The 21,657-nt window shown below is 66.3% G+C and carries 18 protein-coding genes and 1 tRNA gene; 6 read left to right on the top strand and 13 right to left on the bottom strand.

What is annotated here, in order from left to right; genetic code table 11:
- Positions 1 to 174: 174 nt before the first annotated feature.
- From WKW77_RS19980 to WKW77_RS19955, 6 genes are all read right to left on the bottom strand, one after another.
- A complete protein-coding gene (locus tag WKW77_RS19980) occupies positions 175 to 363 on the bottom strand; it encodes a hypothetical protein (RefSeq protein WP_340358613.1) in 189 nt (62 codons plus the stop codon).
- Positions 360 to 593: a helix-turn-helix domain-containing protein gene (locus WKW77_RS19975; RefSeq protein ID WP_340358612.1), complete on the bottom strand. Its 234-nt coding sequence runs from the start codon at positions 591 to 593 to the stop codon at positions 360 to 362. Before WKW77_RS19975 ends, WKW77_RS19980 begins: the two co-directional genes overlap by 4 nt.
- Positions 590 to 835: a hypothetical protein gene (locus WKW77_RS19970; RefSeq protein WP_340358611.1), complete on the bottom strand. Its 246-nt coding sequence runs from the start codon at positions 833 to 835 to the stop codon at positions 590 to 592. Before WKW77_RS19970 ends, WKW77_RS19975 begins: the two co-directional genes overlap by 4 nt.
- A gap of 149 nt (positions 836 to 984) precedes the next feature.
- Positions 985 to 1,509, bottom strand: coding sequence for a hypothetical protein (locus WKW77_RS19965; protein WP_340358610.1), 525 nt, complete (start codon positions 1,507 to 1,509; stop codon positions 985 to 987).
- Between the two features lie 157 nt (positions 1,510 to 1,666).
- Entirely contained in the window at positions 1,667 to 1,963 is a 297-nt protein-coding gene (locus WKW77_RS19960) for a hypothetical protein (protein ID WP_340358609.1), read from the bottom strand.
- On the bottom strand, positions 1,951 to 2,277 hold the full coding sequence (locus WKW77_RS19955) for a hypothetical protein (RefSeq protein ID WP_340358608.1): 327 nt from the start codon (positions 2,275 to 2,277) through the stop codon (positions 1,951 to 1,953). The genes WKW77_RS19960 and WKW77_RS19955 overlap by 13 nt, the downstream gene beginning before the upstream one ends.
- A gap of 722 nt (positions 2,278 to 2,999) precedes the next feature.
- Here WKW77_RS19955 and WKW77_RS19950 point away from each other — a divergent pair.
- Positions 3,000 to 3,323: a hypothetical protein gene (locus tag WKW77_RS19950; protein WP_340358607.1), complete on the top strand. Its 324-nt coding sequence runs from the start codon at positions 3,000 to 3,002 to the stop codon at positions 3,321 to 3,323.
- A gap of 45 nt (positions 3,324 to 3,368) precedes the next feature.
- Here WKW77_RS19950 and WKW77_RS19945 read toward each other — a convergent pair whose 3' ends face one another.
- Positions 3,369 to 4,832 (bottom strand): tyrosine-type recombinase/integrase, encoded by a 1,464-nt coding sequence (locus WKW77_RS19945; RefSeq protein WP_340358606.1) that lies wholly within the window; start codon positions 4,830 to 4,832, stop codon positions 3,369 to 3,371.
- 238 nt (positions 4,833 to 5,070) lie between these two features.
- The gene (locus tag WKW77_RS19940) at positions 5,071 to 5,322 is read right to left on the bottom strand and encodes a hypothetical protein (protein ID WP_340358605.1); all 252 of its coding nucleotides are present in this window, start codon (positions 5,320 to 5,322) and stop codon (positions 5,071 to 5,073) included.
- A gap of 103 nt (positions 5,323 to 5,425) precedes the next feature.
- Here WKW77_RS19940 and WKW77_RS19935 point away from each other — a divergent pair, with 103 nt between their 5' ends.
- Both WKW77_RS19935 and WKW77_RS19930 read left to right on the top strand, forming a co-directional pair.
- Positions 5,426 to 6,214, top strand: coding sequence for an SDR family NAD(P)-dependent oxidoreductase (locus WKW77_RS19935; protein WP_340358604.1), 789 nt, complete (start codon positions 5,426 to 5,428; stop codon positions 6,212 to 6,214).
- Between the two features lie 55 nt (positions 6,215 to 6,269).
- Positions 6,270 to 6,346: transfer RNA gene (locus WKW77_RS19930), tRNA-Arg, on the top strand.
- Positions 6,347 to 6,401: 55 nt separating this feature from the next.
- On the opposite strand, the gene WKW77_RS19925 is transcribed toward WKW77_RS19930, so the two are convergent.
- The 3 genes from WKW77_RS19925 to WKW77_RS19915 all read right to left on the bottom strand — a co-directional run bounded on the left by WKW77_RS19925 (position 6,402) and on the right by WKW77_RS19915 (position 10,007).
- A complete protein-coding gene (locus WKW77_RS19925) occupies positions 6,402 to 7,253 on the bottom strand; it encodes a DUF2950 domain-containing protein (RefSeq protein WP_340358603.1) in 852 nt (283 codons plus the stop codon).
- Between the two features lie 68 nt (positions 7,254 to 7,321).
- Positions 7,322 to 8,701, bottom strand: coding sequence for a DUF3300 domain-containing protein (locus WKW77_RS19920; protein ID WP_340358602.1), 1,380 nt, complete (start codon positions 8,699 to 8,701; stop codon positions 7,322 to 7,324).
- Positions 8,702 to 8,846: 145 nt separating this feature from the next.
- Entirely contained in the window at positions 8,847 to 10,007 is a 1,161-nt protein-coding gene (locus WKW77_RS19915) for an alpha-hydroxy acid oxidase (RefSeq protein WP_340358601.1), read from the bottom strand.
- 205 nt (positions 10,008 to 10,212) lie between these two features.
- Between WKW77_RS19915 and WKW77_RS19910 the strand changes: the two genes are divergently transcribed.
- From WKW77_RS19910 to WKW77_RS19900, 3 genes are all read left to right on the top strand, one after another.
- Positions 10,213 to 12,039: a non-ribosomal peptide synthetase gene (locus tag WKW77_RS19910; protein WP_340358600.1), complete on the top strand. Its 1,827-nt coding sequence runs from the start codon at positions 10,213 to 10,215 to the stop codon at positions 12,037 to 12,039.
- A gap of 22 nt (positions 12,040 to 12,061) precedes the next feature.
- Entirely contained in the window at positions 12,062 to 18,598 is a 6,537-nt protein-coding gene (locus WKW77_RS19905) for an amino acid adenylation domain-containing protein (protein WP_340358599.1), read from the top strand.
- Between the two features lie 160 nt (positions 18,599 to 18,758).
- Entirely contained in the window at positions 18,759 to 19,676 is a 918-nt protein-coding gene (locus WKW77_RS19900) for an alpha/beta fold hydrolase (protein ID WP_340358598.1), read from the top strand.
- A gap of 16 nt (positions 19,677 to 19,692) precedes the next feature.
- On the opposite strand, the gene WKW77_RS19895 is transcribed toward WKW77_RS19900, so the two are convergent.
- A complete protein-coding gene (locus WKW77_RS19895; RefSeq protein ID WP_422823234.1) occupies positions 19,693 to 20,949 on the bottom strand; it encodes an alpha-hydroxy acid oxidase in 1,257 nt (418 codons plus the stop codon).
- On the bottom strand, positions 20,946 to 21,644 hold the full coding sequence (locus tag WKW77_RS19890; protein WP_340358597.1) for an RraA family protein: 699 nt from the start codon (positions 21,642 to 21,644) through the stop codon (positions 20,946 to 20,948). Before WKW77_RS19890 ends, WKW77_RS19895 begins: the two co-directional genes overlap by 4 nt.
- Between the last annotated feature and the right edge of the window lie 13 nt (positions 21,645 to 21,657).

The raw sequence follows: 21,657 nt of genomic DNA, 5'->3' as shown, positions 1-21,657 counted from the left end.
ATGACGTGTGAAGAGAGGCAGTGCCACCCCGCAGCCATCGCAATGCGTCACCGATTTGCCGGAACGCGCGCGCGTATCCAGCGCCGCCACAGCGGCTAGTCGAGCGAAGGGCATCAGTTGCCCCCAGTCGTGCTATCGGCTTTGCGCCAGTTATCGAGAGCGGTGGACTTGGGGTCACACATGGCTGAGCCCCCCGCGCTGGATAAGCCAATCGGCCGTGCCATAGGGCAACCAGCCCCGAAGCGCCAACACCACAATGGTCGCTTTCAAGATGCGCCGAGCGATGAGAAAATAGCCGTTCTGCTTATTACCTTGTGCCGCCTGGGCGTTGCCGCTCACGGCGGCTTTTTCTTGGGAGGTCATCGCGCATCACCTCCGTCCGGCAGGTTTCGGAGCTGGCTCTCAATGAATCGATCGAGGTCAGAGCGCCGGTAGCGGACGTGACTCCCGAGCTTGAAGTACGGCACCACCACGCGATTCGTGGAGCGCCACACAGCTAACGTGGTCTCGGGCACGTTGAGCAGTTCGGCGGTCTGCTTAGGCGTGAGGTTTTCGCCAGTGATGCGCTGGGCCGTCGCGACAGAGGTACTCACTTGGCACCTCCGATCAGCTTCCGGATCTCGGCAACGTACCAGGCGAGCCGGCCATGGATACGAATCGGCCGCAGGCCGCTTGGGAATGTTTCCTTGCAGGCCCAGACGCGCAGTGTCTGGGGGCTACGCTGAAGATAGTAGGCAGCTTGTTCGGTGGGCACGGTAGGCCGCGTGACAAGCTCCAGCGGTGGAAACTGCTTGGGGAAATGCGCGTGCAGGGCATGCGCGGTCTTAGTCTGCATGATGACTCCGGCGCCTCTCGGCGTTAGGTTTGGTCGCCAGACAAGACATAAATCCTTGTCTGGGGCTTTGGCAGAGCACTTTCGCGCTCTGTCTATGCCATCTTATTCATCAGCATTCATCGACGCCAATCACAAAAAAATGCAGAAGGTCAGGTTGGCGATTTCTTGTGATTCCCGATCTTTGACATGGCGTTCAGTACTGCGCGGTGATCCGCCACCTTGCGACGCCCGCCGTCCCTGCGCAACAGTTCTTCAAGCGCCTCGGTGTTAGGCACCCTTGCCCGTCCGGATGCCTCCTGCATCTCCGCTTGGACGATCAGCGCACGCTCAGCCATCAACACCGTCTGGGTCTTCTTCTGGGCGGCCTTTGGCCTGCCCCGCTTTCGACGAAGTTCCATCTGTTCCAGATAACCGAGCAGACTGGCCGAAAGCTCCGGGCTGTCTTTTCGCCGCCCTAACTTCGCCCGCAGCCCTGCCGCTTCAGCTTTGGCCTCCTCCAACATCGAGACCAACGAGTGACCCTGGCGCTCAAGCATCTCTGCGTACTCTTGCCACTGCTCGCGCGTCCATTCCTCCTTCGGCTGGAACATCCAGTCCGGCGACAGAATGCCTCTCGGTGGCGGCCAGATCGCCACGTCCGGTCCTAAGCCAAGATTGGCTTTGATGTAGATCATCCGCACCCCTCTGTGCGCCCTGAATGGATGCCAGCCCAGCCCGTCAGGGAAACGGGTTTTCGGGGATCAGCCTAGGGCCGGCAAAATCAAGTCTAGTCGGCTCGCCCCTAACGGCCCCTAGAAAAAATGGCGGAACCGAGGCGAGCGCGCACGCCCTTCACTTCTTCTTCCGCCGGTCCTGGCCTAGCACGCAGAGGGGCGCCCAGGCTCTGAAGCTTGGCGAGGCCGTGTACCCAGCATTGCCACCTTCGGCGATCTTTTTGGCAATGAAGTCCAGCCCCTTGATCATTCCGTATTGGGCGAGCTCCAACCGGTCAGCAAGGGAGCCTGTAACGTCGATGGTCGTTCCATCGTTGTAGGCATTGATGGTGATCTGGCCGAGCACTTCGCGCTCGTTCGTGGGCGCTCGATCATCGGCTGCCGCTTTCCTTCTGAACTGGATTACTTGGCCCATGACCGCCTCGCCTTGTTCAGTTGCAGGTTTGCTAAGCGAGATGCCGAACCGGCGATGTCCTCTGCTTCATCTGGGTCCTTGCACAGCTCCTCAAGCAGGATGCCCATGAGCTTTCTACTACGCTTGTCGAGAGCGCCGACGAGACTTCCGACCAGGAGGATTGCGGACTTCATATTCGGGCCGGATAGCAGAAGTCGGTCGCATCCCGCGGCAGTGAACATCGCCTCAAAGTCGATGCGAGGCAGTGCCGCTTCCGGCGTAGTGCCTTTGGGGATTGCTGCGCCGTATGTGGGCGCGATAATTTCCTTAGCCATGATGTGCAAGTCCTTCCACGGTTGTGCGCTGAAGTGGTTAGACGGTCAGGGTGTTCCACCACCTTGGCCGTCGCCTTCTTTTGCCTCAGATAAACGCACTTTCGCGCGTTCCGCCCTGAGGCACGGCGGATCTAGTCGGGCTCCACGTAGGTGGCATGTAGCCGTTTGATTTCCCCCATCGCTCCCAAGTACGCAGGCACCCACGCCGGTATGGGCGTTATGCCGTTCGTCCACCGACTGGGGGTGTTCTTGTCTACGCCGGTCTTGCGGCAAAAGTCGGACTGTTTCCAGCCCAGGTTTTGCAGCGCGGACGCAAACTCCTCGGGCGTCATGTGCTTGGCTGTTTCGTTCGTCATGGGAGTAAATATAGCAAACATTCCCCCAATGAGTACACTTTAATTTGTTTCGTACTCATATTTGACATAACGCCCGTTGTGCATGGCCGGGGATGTGAACAACTTTTCAGGCCCGCGCCCTTCTTCCGAGGGAAACCAGCACCTCGCCGCACTTGCTTAAATAATGGGCAACCCACGAGCGTTGCTCGGAGTCAGAGTTATCCACAAGCTGCAGAGTTGTTCGGTAGGGCGGCCCGGTATGACGCTACAGAACCTACGAAAGCCCTTTTGTAGCTTTTGTAGCGTCCCTGCTGGCGGTCTTGCATGTTCGCGTCCCCGGGCTTGGCGCGATGCCGGCAGGGGGCGTGCATCTTCTACAGTCATAGGATGAACGAACAATTCGACACGCTCGCCGACGTTGATCGCTATGTTGCGAAGCACGGCAAGGCGGCACTTCGCCTGCTCATTGCCGACGAAGTAATGCATCCTGCCAACTTGGATGTAGTCCTGCGTTGGCTTGCCGTTCGGGGCCAGATCGACGCGGACGCGGAGGCTGAAGAAGCATTGGATCTCCAACGGCGAAACACGGCTGCGTCCGAGCGTTCTGCCGACTCAGCGGCTCGATCAGCAAGAGCCGCATGGGCCGCGGCCTTCATAGCCCTAGGCGCGCTCGCCATCGCCGCTTGGCCTTTCATCAAGGAAAGGCTGTAGAGCCGTTGTAGCGTTTGACCGCTGACCGCACGGCCCCGCGCCCTTCTACTTGGCGCGGCGCGTTGTCGATGCCTTGGCCCGAGGCTCCGACGCCTGAGGCTTCGGAAACTGGATGACTTCAGCCGCGGGCTTCAGCCCCGCGGCCTCGAACATCGCAGAAGTCGCACGATCGACCGACTCTCGCACCGGGTCCAGATCCAGGCGCGCATAAATCGCCGTGGACTGCGGGTCTTGGTGGTTCAGGCTCTTGCCGATTAGGACCAGCGAAGAGCCGGTACGCGCCTGCCAACTGCCGAGCGTCCGGCGCAGATCATGGATGTGGAGATCCTTTAATCCTGCGCGTGCAAGGATGCGGCTCCAGGCGCTATGGGGCTCGCGAATGTGGTCGTCCTTCCCCTTCTTCGCCGCCTTGGTCCGATCGCTGGGGAACACGTACTGCGATCCGGCCTGCTTCTCGAAGCGTTGCTCTAGGATCTGCACCGCTTCTGGTGCAAGCGTCACAGTTTGGGCCTTCTTGTTCTTCTGGAGGGCGCCCGAAGTTCGCCATTCAGCTCGCGTCAGGCTGATGTCCGACCACTTCATCCCAAGCACGGTGGCGCGCCTCACGCCGGTGAGCAACGCGATCGTGAAGAAGTCACGGAAGGTTTCGTTGGGTTCGTCGGCAAGCGCCATGAAGAACGGGCCGAGTTCGTCCGGTTGCAAGAATCGCTCGCGCGATTCCGACTCGTACAGCGCATGTCCGCTCGCGGGGTTTTCTCCAACGAAATAGCGGCGCTTCTTGTCGATCGCGAAGTTGTACAGCGTGCGCAGCAGTTGCACGGCGCGATTCGCGGCTGTGCGACCGGTGATCCCGTTCTTCTTGTCCAAATCGCCGTTTGGCGGGATTGGCTTCTTCGGATCTGGACCGTGGCGACGGATCGCCTGGCGCTCCGCAACTTCGCGGCGCCGAGATTCACGTCGCGCCTGCACCTCCGCACTGCGCTGGGCCCGTCGCTTCATGATTTCATCCGGCAGGCTCAAGTGCCACCGCTCAACATCCAGCGGCTTGATGTCGGAAAGCCTCTTGCTGCCCCACCGTGGCTGGAGGTAGGCGCCCCAGATTTCCTCGAAGGCCTCGATCTTCTTTGAATGGGTTCTGGAGTACGTCGCGTAGTGATCCCAAAGCTCGGTAAGGGTCATCTCTCCCTTCTTGGCCTGCCTGACGGCCGTCACGCTTTCACCGGAGGCAAGGCTTCCCGCCAACTGGGTTGCGCGTGTCCGAGCCTCCTCCGGCTTCACCGCGGGGTACCTGCCGATAGTTTCGCGCTCCGGCCTGGCCGCACCCTTGGCCCGCCCGACGAACGAGAACGACTTGACACCGCTCGGTGTGACGCGCAGGTAGAGCCCTGGCACCTTCGAGTCCTTGAACTCCAGTCGCTCCTGTCCATGCGGCGGCGGCTCGATGGCGTCGATTTCCTTGATCGTGAAGTTGATGACTGGCGTCTTCTTCTTGCTTTTGGTCTCGGTCATGAGGAGCGATCTTTGAGTCCGGGTAACGTCAGGGTAACAGATTGCCGGAAGTCATCGAATATTTCCGTAACGCCAGAACCCGCATGAAACCTCATTTCCGAAGGGGGCGAAAGATTCCGAAATGCCCCGGAACCCTATACCACTCTACTTTGGGAGCAGAGGGTCGCGAGTTCGAATCCCGCCGCCCCGACCATCCAAACGAAATGCCCGCATCGACGCCTGTCGATGCGGGCATTTTTCATTTGCATTCGCACACCGCGCCCCGCGTACACACGCCCTGCGGATTGCCCGCCACGCGCGTCGTCACGCCCGTCTTGCAGCTTGCACGCTGCTGGTACGGGCAGCGGATCTCGCAGCCCAGACAGGCGCCGTCCACCGGCGCGTCGCAGTAGTGCCCCATCAAGGGCGGCTCCAGCGCGCTGCCGGCGGGTTTCCCCAGTTCGGCGCATCCACTCATCAGCGCCAGCACGGCCAGCAGAAGAGATCGCATCAGGAATCCCCACATGATGGTTCAGGTGCCGGCAGTATGGACGAGTCCAAGCTCGGGCAACACCTCACAATCCACCGATTGCGAACAACCTCCTGGAGATCACATGGACCTTCGACTGACCGGCAAACATGTACTCGTCACGGGCGGCAGCCGCGGCATCGGGCTGGCCTGTGCACGCGCGTTCCTCAAGGAAGGCGCGAAGGTCAGCATCGCAGGCCGGACGCCGACGCATCTCGAAGCGGCTGCGGCGCAACTCCTGGCGGAAGGTCATGCCGTCCGCGGCTACAGCGCGGACCTGAGCGACCCGCACGCCGCGCAGCACATGGTCGATGCGGTGCAGGCCGAGTCCGGTCCGATCGACATCCTCGTCAACTCCGCGGGCGCTGCCCGTCGCACGCCCTTTGGCGAACTGCGGCCCCAGAACTGGCAGGACGCGATGCAGGCCAAGTTCTTCACCTACATCAACGTGATGGACCCGGTGATCAAGCGCATGGGCGAGCGCGGATCGGGCGCGATCGTGAACGTGATCGGCATGGGCGGCAAGGTGGCGTCGCCGACCCATCTCGCAGGCGGGGCCGCCAACGCGGCGCTGATGCTGGCGACGGCCGGCCTCGCGGCAGCGTACGGACCGCTTGGCGTTCGCGTGAACGCAGTCAACCCCGCGCTGACGCTGACCGACCGCATGGCCGAAGGCATCGCGGCCGATGCGCGCCTGCGCAAGATTCCGGAAGCGGAGGTGCTGCGCGACGCCCAGTCGCGCATGCCGCTCGGCCGGCTCGCCACGCCCGAGGACATCGCCAATGCAGTGGTTTTTCTCGCATCGCCGGGCGCGAGCTACATCTCGGGCGCGATCATTTCGATGGACGGCGCAGCGACCCCGATGGTGGCCTGAGCAACGCAGCCCGGCCGCCCTGTGCGTGCCGCCTTAGAATCTCGCACCGCGCTCACTGCCCGTAGCTCAGTTGGATAGAGCACCTGCCTTCTAAGCAGGTTGTCGGGGGTTCGATCCCCTCCGGGCAGGCCAATTCAATCCGCTGCGCTCGCCATCGATCGGCAAGCATGGCCCTCCTGTCGGACCATCAAGGCGCAGTCACCTTGCTCCAGGACGAGTCCGGGTTGAAGACCTTCATCTCCCCCGCGATCGTCGCGCCGTTGGGCCCCAGGTCCTTCTGATAGAGCACACCGCTGTGGCTGATCATGAAGGTGGTCACGCCGGTTTCGCCGTACTGGATGGGCCACGCCACCAGCGCGAAACCCGCACGCATCCGATTGCCGATGATGTAGTCGTAGGCACCACCCGGTGCGTCCTTGCCCTGGGCGGTCAGGATCTTGTAGCGGTAGCCGTAATAGCCCTCCCCGGGCTTGACGGAACTGAAGCGCGGCCCGAGCGGGCTTTCGCCTTGCGCATCCGCCGGCCAGTACAGGCCGTCACGGCGACCGGGCGTGCTGGCCAGCTTCTGCGCGTAAGAGAGGACACCATCGCCGTCCCGGTCGCGCTGGGCGTATTCCTTTTGCGCGTCGAAGTAGGCGAGCACGGCCTGCATCGCGGACAGTTCGTTGCGTCCGATGCGCCGCGTGCGCATCTCGTCTGCGCCAGCGGCCGGGTCGAAGCGCCAGCTTCCGTCTTTCAGGACCAGCGGGACGGGCAGCGTCCATCCGCCCTCTCCCACGGTCAGCGCGGCCTTGTCCGTTCCGTTGGACACCACGCCATGCTTCTTGTCCCACGCGGCGAGGAAGGCCTGAAAATCACTCTGGCCGATCGCGTCGCGAGGGACAAAGCGGCGCCAGTCCGGGCCAAGCACTTTCTCGAGCGCCTTCACATCGTTGCTCGCGATGGCATCGTGAAACGCCCGGGTGGCGGCTTCGGCGCTGGCATAGGCCTGCTGGGCGTTCGCGACTCCCGGGCCGAGCAGGGTGACGGTCACCGCCATGGCCAAGGCGAACGGGGCGAGTAGACGGTAGGTCTGGATGCACATGGTCTGTCCTTTCTGCTTCCGGCCTATCGGCGTCCGCCACCGCGTCCGCCACCCCCACGACCACCACCGGAAAAGCCGCCTCGCCCACCGCCGCCATAGCCTCCGCCGCCATAGCTTCCACCGCCATAACTGCCGCGTCCCGCCGATTGCCGCTGCATCGATTGGCGGCTGCCACTTCCGCGGTCCATCTGCTGGCGCGCCTGGCCTGCATCGCCCACCCCGCGGAACGCACTGTCGCCCCCCGCCCCGCCGAACCCACCCCTGTCGCCCCTCGAAGCGGCCTCGGCGCGCTGGCGTGCGCCCGGGTCGTTGCGCAGCTGCTCGCGCCCTGCGCCGGGGTCCATGCCGCGCTGCTGCAGGGTGTTCTGCGCCTGCTGTCGCTGGCCGTCCCGGCCCCGGAAGTCGCCGCGGTTTTCCGCACCCGGGAGGCTCTTGCCGAACTGCTGCTGGCTGCGACTGTCGCGATAAGGCACGCCGCGCCGGTTCTCGGGGTTGTGCTGGAAGCGGTTCTGGTTGGCCGCGATCTGGCGATTCGTATTGATGCTGTTGTAGCGGTTGGTGTTGATGTTGATGTCGCCGCCACCCCAGTTGGCGTTGCCCCAGAGGGCGCCCACCGCCGCCACGCCGATGCCGAAGGCAAGCGCCGACCCCGCCCAGTACCCGGGGTAGTAGCCCGGGTAGTACATCGACGGCGGATACCAGTAGTAAGGCGGGTAGGCCGGATAGGGCCACGTGCCGTACACCACCGCCGGGTTGTAGGTGGGCACGTAGACCGTCTGCGGGTTGGTGGGCTCGATCTTGATGACGGTCTGCTGCGTCTGGGGCTCCTGCTCGACCGTCACCGTCTGCTGCTCGCTGGTCTTGAGGCTGCCGGCCTGCTGGGCCTTGCTCCGCAGCCGCTGCGCGGAGTCGAGCACGTCCTTGGAGGAAGCCAGGAAAGCGTCGCCCAGGTTCTGCACCCAGTCGGGCTTGTCGCCCATGGCCTGGATCACCTGGGGAAAGGCCACGAGCGACTTCACGCTCGGGTCCCAGGGCTTGTCCTCGACCCAGCGCACCGCGGCGTCGCCGGACTGCTGGGGATTGGCCTTCGACCACTTGGCGGCATCGGCCACGTCCGCCGGATAGGTCGAGGCCATCAGGACCTGTGACAGCAAGGAGTCGGGATACAGCGCGATGGGCGCCATCAGCTGATCGATCTGGGCCTGACTGAAGGTGCCGTCCGGTGCGGCCGTCGCGGCAGACACGGCGGCGCCGGGCGCACGCTGCGTGCTGGTCGTCGTCGTCGTGACGGTCGTTGGCTGTTGAACGGCAACCGGAACGGGATATGTGCATCCGGCGACAAGCACCGACAGCGCCAGCGCGCAGGGAAGCGGCGCGGTCGGTGGAACAAGAGGCAGGTTCATCTTTGTGTCCTCAAGCGGCAGTCAGCCCGGTGCCTCATTTTTGACAGCCCAGGCGCAATTGAACATTGCCCCTTGGGGCAATGCAGCGCGCACCGGGAGGCAAGACGACTCCCCGAAGGAGCAACGCCACCCTCCCCGCTTTCCGTCAGCGATCGGGATGACGACTCGGGCCGACGAGAAGACGACGGTCGGCGTTCCGGATGTCCTTGCACCCGCTCATGGCCAGCGCACTGTCGATCTCGCTGCGCAGCATCCCGATCGTCCGGCCGGCGCCTGACATCCCGCCGACCGCCGTGCCATAGAGCAGCATCCGACCGATCATCACCGCCTTCGCACCGGCGGCGATCAGCTTCAGCACATCGCTGCCCCGCCTCACGCTGCTGTCAGCGAGGATGGTCATGCTGTCGCCTGCGGCCCGCACGATCTCCGGCAGCACCTCGATGGGCGCTACCGCGCTGTCGAACGTACGGCCCCCATGATTGGAGACCACGATGCCATCGGCTCCGAGTTCGCGCGCGAGCACCGCGTCGTCCGGGTGCAGGATGCCCTTCAGCACGAGGTGCCCCTTCCACCGTTCGCGCAACCAGCGCATATGAGTCCAGCAGAGGTCGTCGCAATAGGCGAGCGGTTTGCCGGGCGCGAAGATCGTGTCGCGGTGCCCCGGAGGGTAGTTCGCATACGAAGGCACTCTGCCGGAAGCGAGATAGCGGCCAAGCACGCCGAAGGCCCATCGGGGATGCAGGGCGACGTCGCAGACGTTGCGCGGCGAGAACCTGAAGGGCATGCCGAAACCATTGCGCAGGTTGTACTCGCGCTTGCTCGCAACCGGACTGTCGAGCGTGACGACCAGTGTCCGCACGCCCAGGTTCCATGCCCGCGCCAGCAGCGCACTCACGAGCGCTTCGTCCTGCCACACGTAGACCTGGAACCAGACGTTCCCCTCGCTCGCCTGGACGATGTCTTCGAGAGAATTGATGGCCTCCAGCGCCGCGCAGAACGGCAGCCCGTTCGCCGCCGCCGCCTTCGCCAGTTCGACCTCTCCGCGAAAGCGCACCAGCCCTGCACAGGCAGTCGGTGCGGCAACGATGGGCATGTCGCACGCCTGTCCGAACAGACTGACCGCCTGCGAACGGGTGCCGCCGCCGGCCAATACGCGCGGGAGGATACGCACCGCGTCGAAGGCCTCACGGTTGTGCCGAAGACCGGTCTCATCCTCGGTGCCCCTGTCGATGTATTCGAAGATGGCGCGAGGAAGCCGGCGCTTCGCGAGTTCCCTGAGTTCTGCGTGGTTCAGAAAGGCGTCCATGCTCGCGTATGTTTTTTGCGTCGCTTCTGGTTTCGGCGAAAGCGTTCGCGCAACAATGCTAGACCGAATGTAACGAGCCGTCTCCAAGTTCAGTCGCACTCCTACAAGCACTCTGGCGCAGCGATGCCCAGAATGCATGCGAACCAACTCTGTAGGGGCAACTTGTGTGATGCGTGCATCCGATAGCATGACCTTGCGCCAATGTGTGGCCAGACATGCACATGCGACGCCTTCAGCACCTGCTTTGCTCGCGCCCGGCTCCTCCGTCGTCACCTATGCCGATCTGTCGGATGCCGCCACGCGTGCGAAGGTGTGGCTGACGTCGAAAGGCTTGGGCGCGCGTTCCCGTATCGCCGTCTGCCTGCCGCATGGCATCGCGCTCGCGCTCACCGTTGTGGCCATGGGCTGCCACGCCACCGTGGTGGCACTGCATCCGGGGTTGACGGAGACCGAGCTGGCTGCCTTGCTGGCCGACGCGCGCGCCGATGCACTGCTGGGTTGGCCGGGCGATCCGCTCGCGGCGCGCCTCGCTCGGCAGCAGCGGATCACGTACCTCGCGCTAGATCTCGAACGCTTGCTGTCGGGCCCGACGGAAGTGAGCGACGTCGAAACCGACGCCTGCGCCGGTCCGCTGCCGGATGACACGGCCTTCGTTCTCTTCACCTCCGGCACCACCGGGCAGCCCAAGCGCGTACCGCTCACCCACCGGCAGGTTCTGGCTTCCGCCTGCAACATCGCGCAGCACCTTGCCCTGACCCCGGACGATCGCGGCCTGTGTCTGATGCCGCTCTTCCACAGCCACGGCCTCGTGGGAGGACTGCTTGCGCCGCTCGCGGCCGGATCGTCCGTCGTGTGCACACCCGGGTTCGACGGCGCTGCGTTCATGTCGTGGTTCGCCGAGTTCGCACCCACTTGGTACACCGCCGCCCCGACGATCCATCGGGCGATCGCCGATCTGGCGGACGAGGCCGGCGGCGCGCCATCGACTCACAGGTTGCGTTTCATGCGCTCTGCGTCCTCGGCGCTGCCGGCCGGACTGCAGCAGCGCCTGGAACACCTCTGGGGCGCGCCGGTCATCGAGTCCTATGGCATGACCGAGTCTGCAACCCAGATGGCCAGCAACCCTTTGCCACCCGGATTGCGCAAGCCCGGGTCGGTCGGCTTGCCCGCAGGCGCCGCATTGCGCGTCATCGACGACGACGGCATCGATCAGCCGGCCGGAAGCGTCGGCAGCATCGTGGCCCGCGGGCCCGTGGTGTTCAGCGGCTACGAGGACGCGCCGGAGGCGAACGCTGCTGCGTTCAGGGATGGCTGGTTCGTCACCGGCGACCTTGGCTGGTTCGATGCGGACGGCTATCTCTACGTCGTCGGCCGCAACGCCGACACCATCAATCGCGGCGGCGAGAAATTCGCGCCCTTCGAGATCGAACGGGCGCTGCTGCGCCTGCCCGCCGTGGCCCAGGCAGCCGCGTATCCGGTGCCGCATCCGACGCTGGGCGAAGACGTGCATGCCGCCGTGGTGCTCATGCACGGCAGCAACGCTCATCCGCACGCTATTCGCACGGCGCTCTTCGGGACGCTCGCCGCCTTCAAGGTCCCCACGCGCATCCACGTCCTCGACGAGATTCCCGTCGGTGCCGGCGGAAAGCTGCAGCGGCGCCGGCTCCACGAGAGCATCGAGTGCACAGCGGCCGCATCGAGCGGCGCCCCGCGCGCTCTCAGCGCCATCGAGGCACGCGTCGCGATGCTCTTCGCCGGCCTGCTGGGCCGTCAGGTCACCCGTCCCGACGACAACTTCCTTGCGCTGGGCGGCGACTCGCTGTCGGCAGCGCGCCTGGCGCAATGGGTCAACGAGACCTGGGGCGTCGACATGTCCGCCTCGGCCGTGCTGGCCGCACCCACTGTCGGCGCCTTCGCGGCGCTGCTCCTTGACGCCATCGACGAGGCCGATGCCCTCGGCGATGCCCTGCAGAACGAGATCGATCAACTCACCGAAGGGGACATCGATCGACTTCTCCACCACGGCGCCTAGCCGCCACCTTTGCTGCCACGCCATGGATGAAGCTCTTGACGCGAATCGACCACTGCAGGAAACCTGGGATATCGACATGGCCGTCGTGCGGCGTCGCCTGCTCGCGCGAAAGCTCCAGCAGCAACATGCCCAGCCGGCGCCCCGCACCGAATCCGGGCCGCAGCAGGACGCACCGCTGTCCTTCGCGCAGGAGGGACTCTGGTTCCTCGATCTGCTGGCGGTCGGCAGCGCCGCCTACAACATCCATTCGATCACGCGGCTGCAAGGGCCGCTGGACGCCGGGCGCCTCGAACAGGCCTTGCGTGCGCTGATCGCCCGCCACCCGAGCCTGCGCACATCCTTTCACGCGACCGAACAGGGACCGGTGCAACGCGTCATGCCTGTCGCCGAAGCCCAGGAGCGCTTCCGCGTCACGCACGTGGATGCAACAGAGCGGAATGCATGGGCCGACGAGCACATCGCCGCCAGCATCGCGAGCCCCTTCGACTTGTCGCAGCCACCCCTGCTGCGCGCCGAGCTGCTGCGCCTCGCGCCGGCGCATCACGTGCTGGTGCTGGTGATCCACCACATCGTCGCGGACGGCTGGTCCATGAGCATCCTCCACCGCGAACTCGGTCAGCTCTACGCCGAAAGCGACGCACCGCCGGCGCTGCCCGAACCGGCCCTCGACTTTTGCGAATACGCGCGACAGCAGCGGGGGCGATACGAATCCGGCGAGATGGGCGCTGCGCTGGACTACTGGCGCAAGAAACTGCACGACCTGCAGACCCTGCGACTTCCCACGGACAGACCTCATCCCCCGCAGGCCGGCTCCGCAGGCCGGACCCTGACGTTTCGCATCGACGACGGACTCTCGGCGGCACTGCGAGCCTTCGCGACGCAGCAGGACGCCACGCTTTTCATGGCCCTGCTCGCGGCCTTTCAGTCGCTGCTCGTGCGCTACACGGGCCAGAACGACATCGCCGTCGGCGTACCGCTCGCAGGACGCGACGACCCGCGTGCGAGCGACGTCGTCGGCTTCTTCGTCAACACGGTCGTCCTGCGGGCCGAGCTCGGCGCAGAGCCTTCCTACATCGACCTGGTGCGGGTGAGCCGCGAGGCAACGCTGGAGGCGCTGACGCATCAGTCGATGCCGTTCGACCGGTTGGTCAGCGAACTCAGTCCCGTGCGCGATGCGAGCCGCAACCCGCTCTACCAGGTGTCCTTCGCGCTGGAGAACTTCAGCCACCGAGTCCTTCGGCTCGAAGGCCTGCACACCCAGCGGCTGGCCGTGCCATTGCAAAGCGCCAAATTCGACCTGTCGCTGAACGTGATCGAGACCGGCGCATCCCTGGAAGCCGAGATCGAATACCGCACCGACCTGTTCGATGAACAGAGCATCGCGCGCCTGGCAAGGCATTTCCGACGGCTTCTGGCGGCCATGGTGGCGCAGCCCGACCGCCCGGTGGCCCGGCTGCCGCTGCTGGACGAGGCCGAGCGGCAGCAGCTGCTCGTCGACTGGAACGACAGCGCCCGTCCCTTCGCCAGCGACCGGCCTGTGCATTTGCATGTTCGCGACCAGGCGCTTCGGACGCCGCAGGCGATCGCGCTGCGCTTCGGGCGGGAGGCCATGAGCTATGCGCAGCTCGACGCCTTGTCGCAGCAGCTCGCCGGGCGGCTGCGGACCCAGGGCGTGGGAGCGGGCGCCGTGGTCGGCCTCTGCATGAAGCGCAGCTTCGGCCTGGTGGTCGGACTGCTCGCGATCCTCGAGGCCGGCGGGACGCTGCTGCCGCTCGATCCGGACCATCCACCGGGCCGGCTGAGCGCCATGCTCGCCGATGCCGCGCCCGTGCTCGTGCTCGCAGAGGCACCCTTCGACGTGGTTCTTCGGAAACTCGGTGCGCTGCCCACGCTCGATATCCTCGAGATGAAAGCGGACGCCGGCGAGATGCCACGCGAGCCGCTGCCCGCATTCGATGAACCCATTCGCCCCGAGCATCTCGCCTACCTCGTCTACACCTCCGGCTCGACCGGCACGCCCAAGGCCGCGCAACTGACGCACAGGGGCCTTTCCAATCACGTGCTGTGGATGAACGACGTGCTGCGGCTCACGCCGGAAGACCGCGTGCTGCAGAAGACTTCGCTCAGCTTCGATGCGTCGCTCTGGGAGTTCCTGTCGACCTTGAGTTCGGGCGCGGAGCTGGTTCTCGCGCAACCCGACGCGCACCGCGACATGCCCCTGCTGGCCGAGACCATTCGCAAGCACGGCATCACGGTCGTCCAGTTCGTGCCGTCGGAGATGCGCATGATCCTCGACGAGCCGGCGCTGCAACGCCCCGTTCGCCTGCGCTATGTGCTGAGCGGGGGCGAAGCGCTGGACAGCGCGCTGGCCCGCGCGTTTCGCGCGAAGCTGCCCGGCGTCACGCTCGGCAACTTCTACGGGCCCAGCGAAGCCACGGTGGACAGCGCCTGGTACGAGCTGGGCGACCGGCTGCCGGAACGTCGCATCGTGCCCATCGGCCGCCCCATCGCCAACGCGCAGCTCTATGTGCTGGATGCCTGGCGCGAGCCGCAGCCGATCAATGTCGCGGGCGAACTCTACGTGGGCGGCGCAGGCGTCGGCCATGGCTATCTCAATCGCCCCTCGGAAAGCGCCGAGAAGTTCGTGCCGAACCCGTTCCGGCCCGGCGAACGCATGTACCGCACCGGCGACCTCGCCCGATGGCTGAACGACGGTGTCGTCGAGTTCATCGGACGCAACGACCATCAGGTCAAGCTGCGCGGTTTCCGCATAGAACTGGGTGAGGTCGAGGCCGGCATCCTCGCCTGCCCTGGCGTGCGTGCCGCCGCCGTGCTGCTGCGCGAGGATCTGCCGGGGCACAAGGAACTGGTCGCCTACATCGTGGGCGAGGATGAAGCGGAACTGGACGTGGACGCGTTGCGCTCGGAACTCAAGGCGCGTCTGCCCAGCCACATGATCCCGGCCGCCTTCGTGTCCTTGTCCGCGCTGCCGCAGTTGCCCAGCGGCAAGATCGACCGGGCCCGCCTTCCGCAACCCGACCCCGACGCGGCGGTCTCCAACCTGCTCGGGCCGCGCTCGCCGATCGAATCCCTGCTGCTGGAAACCTGGCAGGCGGTGCTGGGCCGGTCCGGATTCGGGGTCCGCAACAACTTCTTCGACCTGGGCGGGCATTCGCTGCTCGCGACCCAGATCGTTTCCAGGATCGGCGCCACGTTCAAGGTCGATGTGCCGGTCCGCAGCCTGTTCGAGCACCCGACGATCGAGGCGCTGGCCGCGGTGGTCGAACGGCTGCTCGTCCATTCGGCGGGCGGCGAGGCGACAGGCACCCGTCCCATCGCCGTGGTGTCGCGCGCGCAGCCCGCGCTCGTTTCCTTCTCCCAGCGGCGCATGTGGGCCCTGCACGAGATGGATCCGCGCGGCGCGGCCTACAACATGCGCGAGGCCTTGCGACTGCATGGCCCGCTGCGGCGCGATGTCCTGCGCGCCGCGCTCGACGAACTGGTCGCCCGCCACGAAGCCTTCCGCACCACCTTCGAGCTGGCCGGTGCCGAGCCCATGGCCGTCGTCGGGCAGCCGCAGGCCGCGAACCTGATCGAGGTGGATGCGCGCGAATGGCCCGAACCGACGCGGAAGGCTCGGCTCGAGAGCGAGGCCCGGCACATCGCGGCGCAGCCTTTCGACCTGGTGCTGGGTCCGCTGCACCGCTTCGTCCTGATCCAGCTCGGCGAGCAGGACCACGCCCTCGTGCTGGTGATGCACCACATCATCGGCGACGCATGGTCATGGGGCATCGTCCTGCGCGAGCTGCAGGCGCTCTATCGCGCAGGTGCGCAGGGAAAGCCGCCGCCCCCGCCGCCGGCGCGCGCGATCGACTTCATCGACTACGCGAACTGGCAGCGCAGGCACATCGACGACGAGGTCCTCGCGCCGCAGGTGCGCTACTGGCTTCGGCAGCTTGCCGGCATGAGCCCGCTCAACCTGCCGGCCGACACCTCCGCGGTGCAGCGCTTCACCAGCCAGGGCGCGCGCGTGCGGCAGGCGTTTTCCGCCGGCTGGCTCTCGCAGATCCAGCGCTTCAGCGCACGACACGGGATGTCGCCTTTCATGACGCTGCTGGCAGCCTTCCAGTGGCTGCTCTCGCGCTATTGCGGGCAGGACGACGTCGCGGTCGGCACGCCGATCGCCGGCCGCACCCGCGTGGAGGCCGAGGACGTGATCGGCTCGTTGATCAACACGCTGGTGCTGCGTTGCGTCGTGCGGCCCGGGCAGAGCTTTCGGGAGCTGCTGCAGGAGGTGCGCGAAACCTGCCTGTCGGCCTTCACCCACCAGGAAGTTCCGCTGGACGACCTGGTCGGCTATCTGCGCGAGCACGGCCAGGGCGGGCGCATCCCCGAGGTGCGCGTCATGTTCAACGTGCTCAACACGCCCAGCCCGCCGTTGGCGTTCGAGGGGCTCGACGTCGACTACATGCCGCTCGGCCTCGGGGCGACGCAGTTCGACCTGGCGCTGACCATCGACACCGAGGGCGAACGCGCCCTCTCCCTGAGCTATTCCACCGAGTTGTTCACGGAGGCGGCCATGCAGGCCTTGCTGGGCAACTACCTGCATGTGCTGCAGCGCCTCCTTGACGAACCCGACCGGCCGATGCGGGAGCTTTCGCTTTCGAGCCCCGAGGAACGGGCCAGGCTGGCCGCATGGAACCGGACCGCACGCCCCTACCCGCGCGACCACACGATCAATGACCTGCTGGCCCGACAGCACGGGGCCGAAGGCACCGCCGTGCTGCAGCTTCCAGGCGATTCGACGAGCTATGCACATCTGTGGTCGGACGTGCATCGTCTCGCGCGTGCGTTGCGCCAACGCGGCGTGCACAGGGGCAAGCGGGTCGGCCTCTGCCTGCAACGAGATCCCGGCATGGTGGTGGCGCAGCTTGCCGTCCTCGAGGCCGGGGCTGCCTATGTGCCGCTCGACCCCTCCTACCCGCGGCTGCGGCTGCACGAGATGGCCCGGCACGCAGGACTGTCGCTCCTGCTGACACGCGGCGACCTGTCCGGGCTGTGGCACGGACTGTCGCTGCCGACGCTCCTGCTGGACGAGGCACGGCACGACGCGACGCCCGACACCGCATTGCCTCCGGATGCCGAACGCGACGCCCGGCCGGAAGATCCGGCCTATGTCATCTATACCTCGGGCTCCACCGGCAAGCCCAAGGGCGTCACGGTGCCGCACCGGGCGGTGGTGAACTTCCTGCTGTCGATGCAGCATGAACCGGGCCTCCGCAAGGAGGATGTCCTGGTCGCGGTGACCACATTGAGCTTCGACATCGCGGTGCTCGAGTTGCTGCTGCCTCTGTCCGTCGGCGCCACCGTGGTGCTTGCCACCCGCGAGCAGGCCACCGATGGCGCGACCCTGCGAGTCTTGCTCGAACAGTCGGGTGCGACCGCGATGCAGGCAACGCCGGCGACCTGGCAGATGCTCGTCGACGCCGGCTGGAACGGCGCGGCCGGCTTCAAGGCACTGATCGGCGGCGAGAGCCTGAGCGAGCATATGGCGCAGGCCCTCTGCGAGCGAAGCGCCGAGCTGTGGAACATGTACGGCCCGACCGAGACCACCGTCTGGTCCACCTGCTGGAAGGTGCCGGAGGCGCCGGGCGCGATCTCGATCGGAAGACCGATCGCCAACACCACCGTGCACGTGCTCGACGAGCACGGCCAGCCTTGTCCCATCGGTTGCTCCGGCGAGATCTTCATCGGCGGCGAGGGGGTGACGCTGGGCTACCTGAATCAGCCCGAGGCGACGGCCGAGCGCTTCGTTCCGGACCCCTTCAGCGCCGCCCCCGGCGCTCGGCTGTACAAGACCGGGGACCGCGGCCGATGGCGCCACGACGGCCTGCTCGAGCACCAGGGGCGGCTCGACTTCCAGGTAAAGGTGCGCGGCCACCGCATCGAACCCGGCGAGATCGAAGCCCAGTTGAGGGAACTGCCCCAGCTCTCGCAATGCCTGGTGATGGCGAGGGAGGACCTGCCGGGCGACGTGCGCCTGGTGGCCTACGTCATTGCGGCGGAAGGGGCCGCGATCGACGCCGCGCGCCTCAAGGACCATCTCAGGGGCCGATTGCCGGAGTACATGCTGCCGCAGCACTACGTGACGCTGCAGGCACTCCCGCTCCTGCCCAACGGCAAGATCGATCGGCACGCGCTTCCTGCGCCCCAGCCCGAATCGCGGGCCAGCCCGGTGTTCCGCCGCGAGGGCCGCACACCTGCCGAAGCCGCGCTCGCCGGCGTGTGGGCCGAAGTGCTGGGCATGGACGTGGACCAGATCGGTCCGCGCGACAACTTCTTCGATCTCGGCGGCGACTCCCTGAAGGCGGGGCGCACGATCATCCACTTCGAGCGCGCCTCGGGCGTGCGGCTCGAAACCCAGCGCATGATCTTCGAGACCCTGGCGCAGATGGCCCGCGGCATCCAGCTGTCGCATGCGGAGATGCCGGTACCCGCGGCAGAGGCCACCGGAGATTCGTGGTTGAAGCGGCTGTTCAAGAGCAAGAGCCGGCTGTGAGCGCAGCCGGGTCGGCTGCCTGGCGGAAACGGTCGCCAAGAGCCACCGGCGCCCCTACACTGGCGGCCCGACCGATTGCGCCGCCTCCGCCTCGCCGCCTGAGCGAACGCGACCTCCCCCGGCGCCGCAAGCGAACCTGTCCACGACCCGAGGAAACCCCATGCTGAAGCTCCTGTTCCGATGGCTCGCGATCGCTCTTGTTGCCGGCGCGGCGCACGCGCAAGTCCAGCCCTATCCACCCGGCTTCAAGACGCAGGAACTCGCCATCAATGGCACCACGCTGCATGTCCGCGTCGGCGGCAAGGGGCCGGCGGTCACGCTGATTCACGGCTACGGCGAGACCGGCGACATGTGGGCGCCGATGGCCGCCGACCTGATGAAGGACCACACCGTCGTCGTGCCGGACCTGCGCGGCATGGGCCTCTCGGCGCACCCGCCCGGTGGCTTCGACAAGAAGAACCAGGCCGTCGACATCGCGCAGGTCCTGGACAAGCTCAAGATCGACAAGACCGATCTCGTCACCCACGACATCGGCAACATGGTCGGCTTTGCCTTCGCCGCGCAGTATCGCGACCGGGTCGGGCGATTCGTGCTCATCGATGCGCCGGTCCCCGGCGTCGGCCCGTGGGAAGAGATCCTGAAGAACCCGCTGCTCTGGCACTTCCGCTTCGGCGGTCCGGACATGGAGCGCCTCGTGGCAGGCCGCGAGCGGATCTACCTCGACCGCTTCTGGAACGAGTTCTCCGCCGACCCGAAGAAGTTCGACGAAGCCTCGCGCCGCCACTACGCGAAGCTCTACGCGCGGCCCGGCGCCATGCACTCGGGCTTCGCGCAGTTCGCCGCCTTCGATCAGGACGCGATCGACAACAAGGCGTTCCTGGTCCAGGGCAAGCTCACCGTGCCGGTCCTGGCCGTGGGCGGCGAGAAGTCGTTCGGACCGACCATGGCGGTGGTCATGCGTGCCGCTGCCGACAACGTGACCGAGGGCATCGTGCCCGCATCGGGCCACTGGATCATGGAAGAGAACCCCAAGGCCACCGTCAAGCTGGTGCGGGAGTTCCTGAACGGCGCGAGCTGAGCCCGCGTTTCGTCCATCACGGCTTCAGCTCGATGAGCTGGCTGCGCGAGACGCCTGAGGGGCTGCGCGCCCCGATCAGCGCCATGTTGCGCATGATCTCGGACGCGAGGATGTCGATGGCATGCCGCACGCCGGCCTCGCCCGCCACGGCGCCCGCATAGTTGAACGGCCGCCCCACGAAGACGAACTTCGCGCCCAGCGCGAGCGCCAGCAGCACGTCGTTGCCGCGGCGAAAGCCGCTGTCGATCATCACGGGATAGTCGCCGTCGCCGAGCGCGAGGGCGACCTTCGGCAGCATGCGCATCGGCGAAGCGGCACCGTCGAGCTGCCGCCCGCCATGGTTCGACAGGATGATGCCGTCCGCCCCCTGCTCGCGCGCCAAGAGCGCATCGCGCGGATCGAGGATGCCCTTGACCACCAGTCGGCCCTTCCAGCGTTCGCGGATCAGCCCGAAGTGCGCCCAGTTCAGATGGTCGCGCGCACCGAAGTCGCGCATCACGCTGGACGACAGGATCGGCGCGCCGCGCGCGGCCTGCGAGTTCTCGAAATGCGGCATGCCGTGCAGAAGCAGCGTGCGAAGCGCCGTCTTGCAGAGCCACCCCGGATGCGTGATGCCTTCCAGCGCCAGGCGCAGGCTCGGGCGCAGCGGCGTGGAGAAACCGGCGCGGATGTTGTTCTCACGATTGCCCGACACGGGCGTGTCCACCGTGACCACCAGCGTGCCGAAGCCGGCGCGCTCCACGCGGTCCAGCAGCTTGAGGATGCGCTCCGGCTCGCCCGGCACGTAGGCCTGGAACCAGGCCGCCGGATTGGCGCGCGCGACTTCTTCCATCGGGATCAGCGAGGTGCCGCTCAGGATCATCGGCACGTTCGCGGCCGCCGCGGCCCGCGCCTGCACCAGGTCGCCGCGGTAGGCCGACAGCGCGCTGATGCCCATCGGCGCGATGCCGAACGGCGCCGCGTACCGGTGGCCGAGCAAGGGGGTGGCCAGCGTGCGCGATGCGGTGTCGACGAGGACGCGCGTCACCCACGCGTAGTCTTCGAATGCACTGCGATTGCCGCGCAGCGAGCGGTTCGTCTCGCATCCGCCGGACACGTACGCGAAGATGGGCTTGGGCAGGAAGCGCCTCGCCGCATCCTCGAAATCGTCCAGCGACAGCACGCGCCGCAACGGGCGCGGCAGCTTCTTCGCCGCGTTAGTGTTCGGCGCCGAAGAGCTCGGCGCGGCGACGTCGTCCAGGCTTGGCGAGACCGGCGTCACGGCTGCGCTCACACCGGCAGGCCCTTGGCGCGCAGCGTCGCGTCGAAGCGCTCGGGATCGGATTGGCCCGCCGCGTTGTCGGCGCGGATCTTTGCCTCCTTGACCAGATGCGCGCGGCAGCGCACGAGGACGTCGGCGCATTCCGAGGCGGGGATGGCAATGACGCCATCGGCATCGCCGACGATGAGGTCGCCGGGCAGCACGGCCATGCCGGCGCAGGCGATCGGGATGTTGATTTCGCCCGGGCCGTCCTTGCTCGGGCCGCGATGCGTGTGCCCCTTGGCGAAGATCGGCATGCCCTCCTCGGCCCATTCGCACAGGTCGCGGACCGCGCCATCGATCACGAGGCCGCCGAGCCGCTTGAAGACGCAGGTGGTGCGGACCAGGCCGCCCACGAGCGCCTGCGAGACATCGCCGCCGCCATCGATCACGAGCACGTCGCCGGGCTGCACCATCATCAGCGCCTTGTGGATCATCAGGTTGTCGCCCGGACGCACGCGCACCGTCACGGCCGGACCGCACAACACGGTGTCGAGCCGCGCGTGGTACTGGCGCAAGCCGACGGTGCCGATGTTGCGGCTCATCGAGTCCCCGATCGCCGCGACCGGGATGTCGCGGAAGGCGGCCACGATCTCGGCCGAGGGCCCTTCGGCGCGCGGATGGATGCGATAGCCGGCGGGCCATTGGACGGTGGGTTCGGTGCTCATGGAATCTCCGGAA

The sequence above is a fragment of the Variovorax ureilyticus genome (genome assembly GCF_037889935.1).
GTDB lineage: Bacteria > Pseudomonadota > Gammaproteobacteria > Burkholderiales > Burkholderiaceae_C > Variovorax > Variovorax ureilyticus.
Note: the sequence above shows the minus strand (reverse complement) of the source record. Positions and strands in the feature narration are given on the sequence as shown.

Bases quoted from the DNA above. Each gene is read 5' to 3' on its own strand.
- WKW77_RS19980 (WP_340358613.1), bottom strand. From the start codon at position 363: ATGACCTCCCAAGAAAAAGCCGCCGTGAGCGGCAACGCCCAGGCGGCA.
- WKW77_RS19970 (WP_340358611.1), bottom strand. From the start codon at position 835: ATGCAGACTAAGACCGCGCATGCCCTGCACGCGCATTTCCCCAAGCAG.
- WKW77_RS19965 (WP_340358610.1), bottom strand. From the start codon at position 1,509: ATGATCTACATCAAAGCCAATCTTGGCTTAGGACCGGACGTGGCGATC.
- WKW77_RS19960 (WP_340358609.1), bottom strand. From the start codon at position 1,963: ATGGGCCAAGTAATCCAGTTCAGAAGGAAAGCGGCAGCCGATGATCGA.
- WKW77_RS19955 (WP_340358608.1), bottom strand. From the start codon at position 2,277: ATGGCTAAGGAAATTATCGCGCCCACATACGGCGCAGCAATCCCCAAA.
- WKW77_RS19950 (WP_340358607.1), top strand. From the start codon at position 3,000: ATGAACGAACAATTCGACACGCTCGCCGACGTTGATCGCTATGTTGCG.
- WKW77_RS19945 (WP_340358606.1), bottom strand. From the start codon at position 4,832: ATGACCGAGACCAAAAGCAAGAAGAAGACGCCAGTCATCAACTTCACG.
- WKW77_RS19940 (WP_340358605.1), bottom strand. From the start codon at position 5,322: ATGCGATCTCTTCTGCTGGCCGTGCTGGCGCTGATGAGTGGATGCGCC.
- WKW77_RS19935 (WP_340358604.1), top strand. From the start codon at position 5,426: ATGGACCTTCGACTGACCGGCAAACATGTACTCGTCACGGGCGGCAGC.
- WKW77_RS19925 (WP_340358603.1), bottom strand. From the start codon at position 7,253: ATGGCGGTGACCGTCACCCTGCTCGGCCCGGGAGTCGCGAACGCCCAG.
- WKW77_RS19920 (WP_340358602.1), bottom strand. From the start codon at position 8,701: ATGAACCTGCCTCTTGTTCCACCGACCGCGCCGCTTCCCTGCGCGCTG.
- WKW77_RS19915 (WP_340358601.1), bottom strand. From the start codon at position 10,007: ATGGACGCCTTTCTGAACCACGCAGAACTCAGGGAACTCGCGAAGCGC.
- WKW77_RS19905 (WP_340358599.1), top strand. From the start codon at position 12,062: ATGGATGAAGCTCTTGACGCGAATCGACCACTGCAGGAAACCTGGGAT.
- WKW77_RS19900 (WP_340358598.1), top strand. From the start codon at position 18,759: ATGCTGAAGCTCCTGTTCCGATGGCTCGCGATCGCTCTTGTTGCCGGC.
- WKW77_RS19890 (WP_340358597.1), bottom strand. From the start codon at position 21,644: ATGAGCACCGAACCCACCGTCCAATGGCCCGCCGGCTATCGCATCCAT.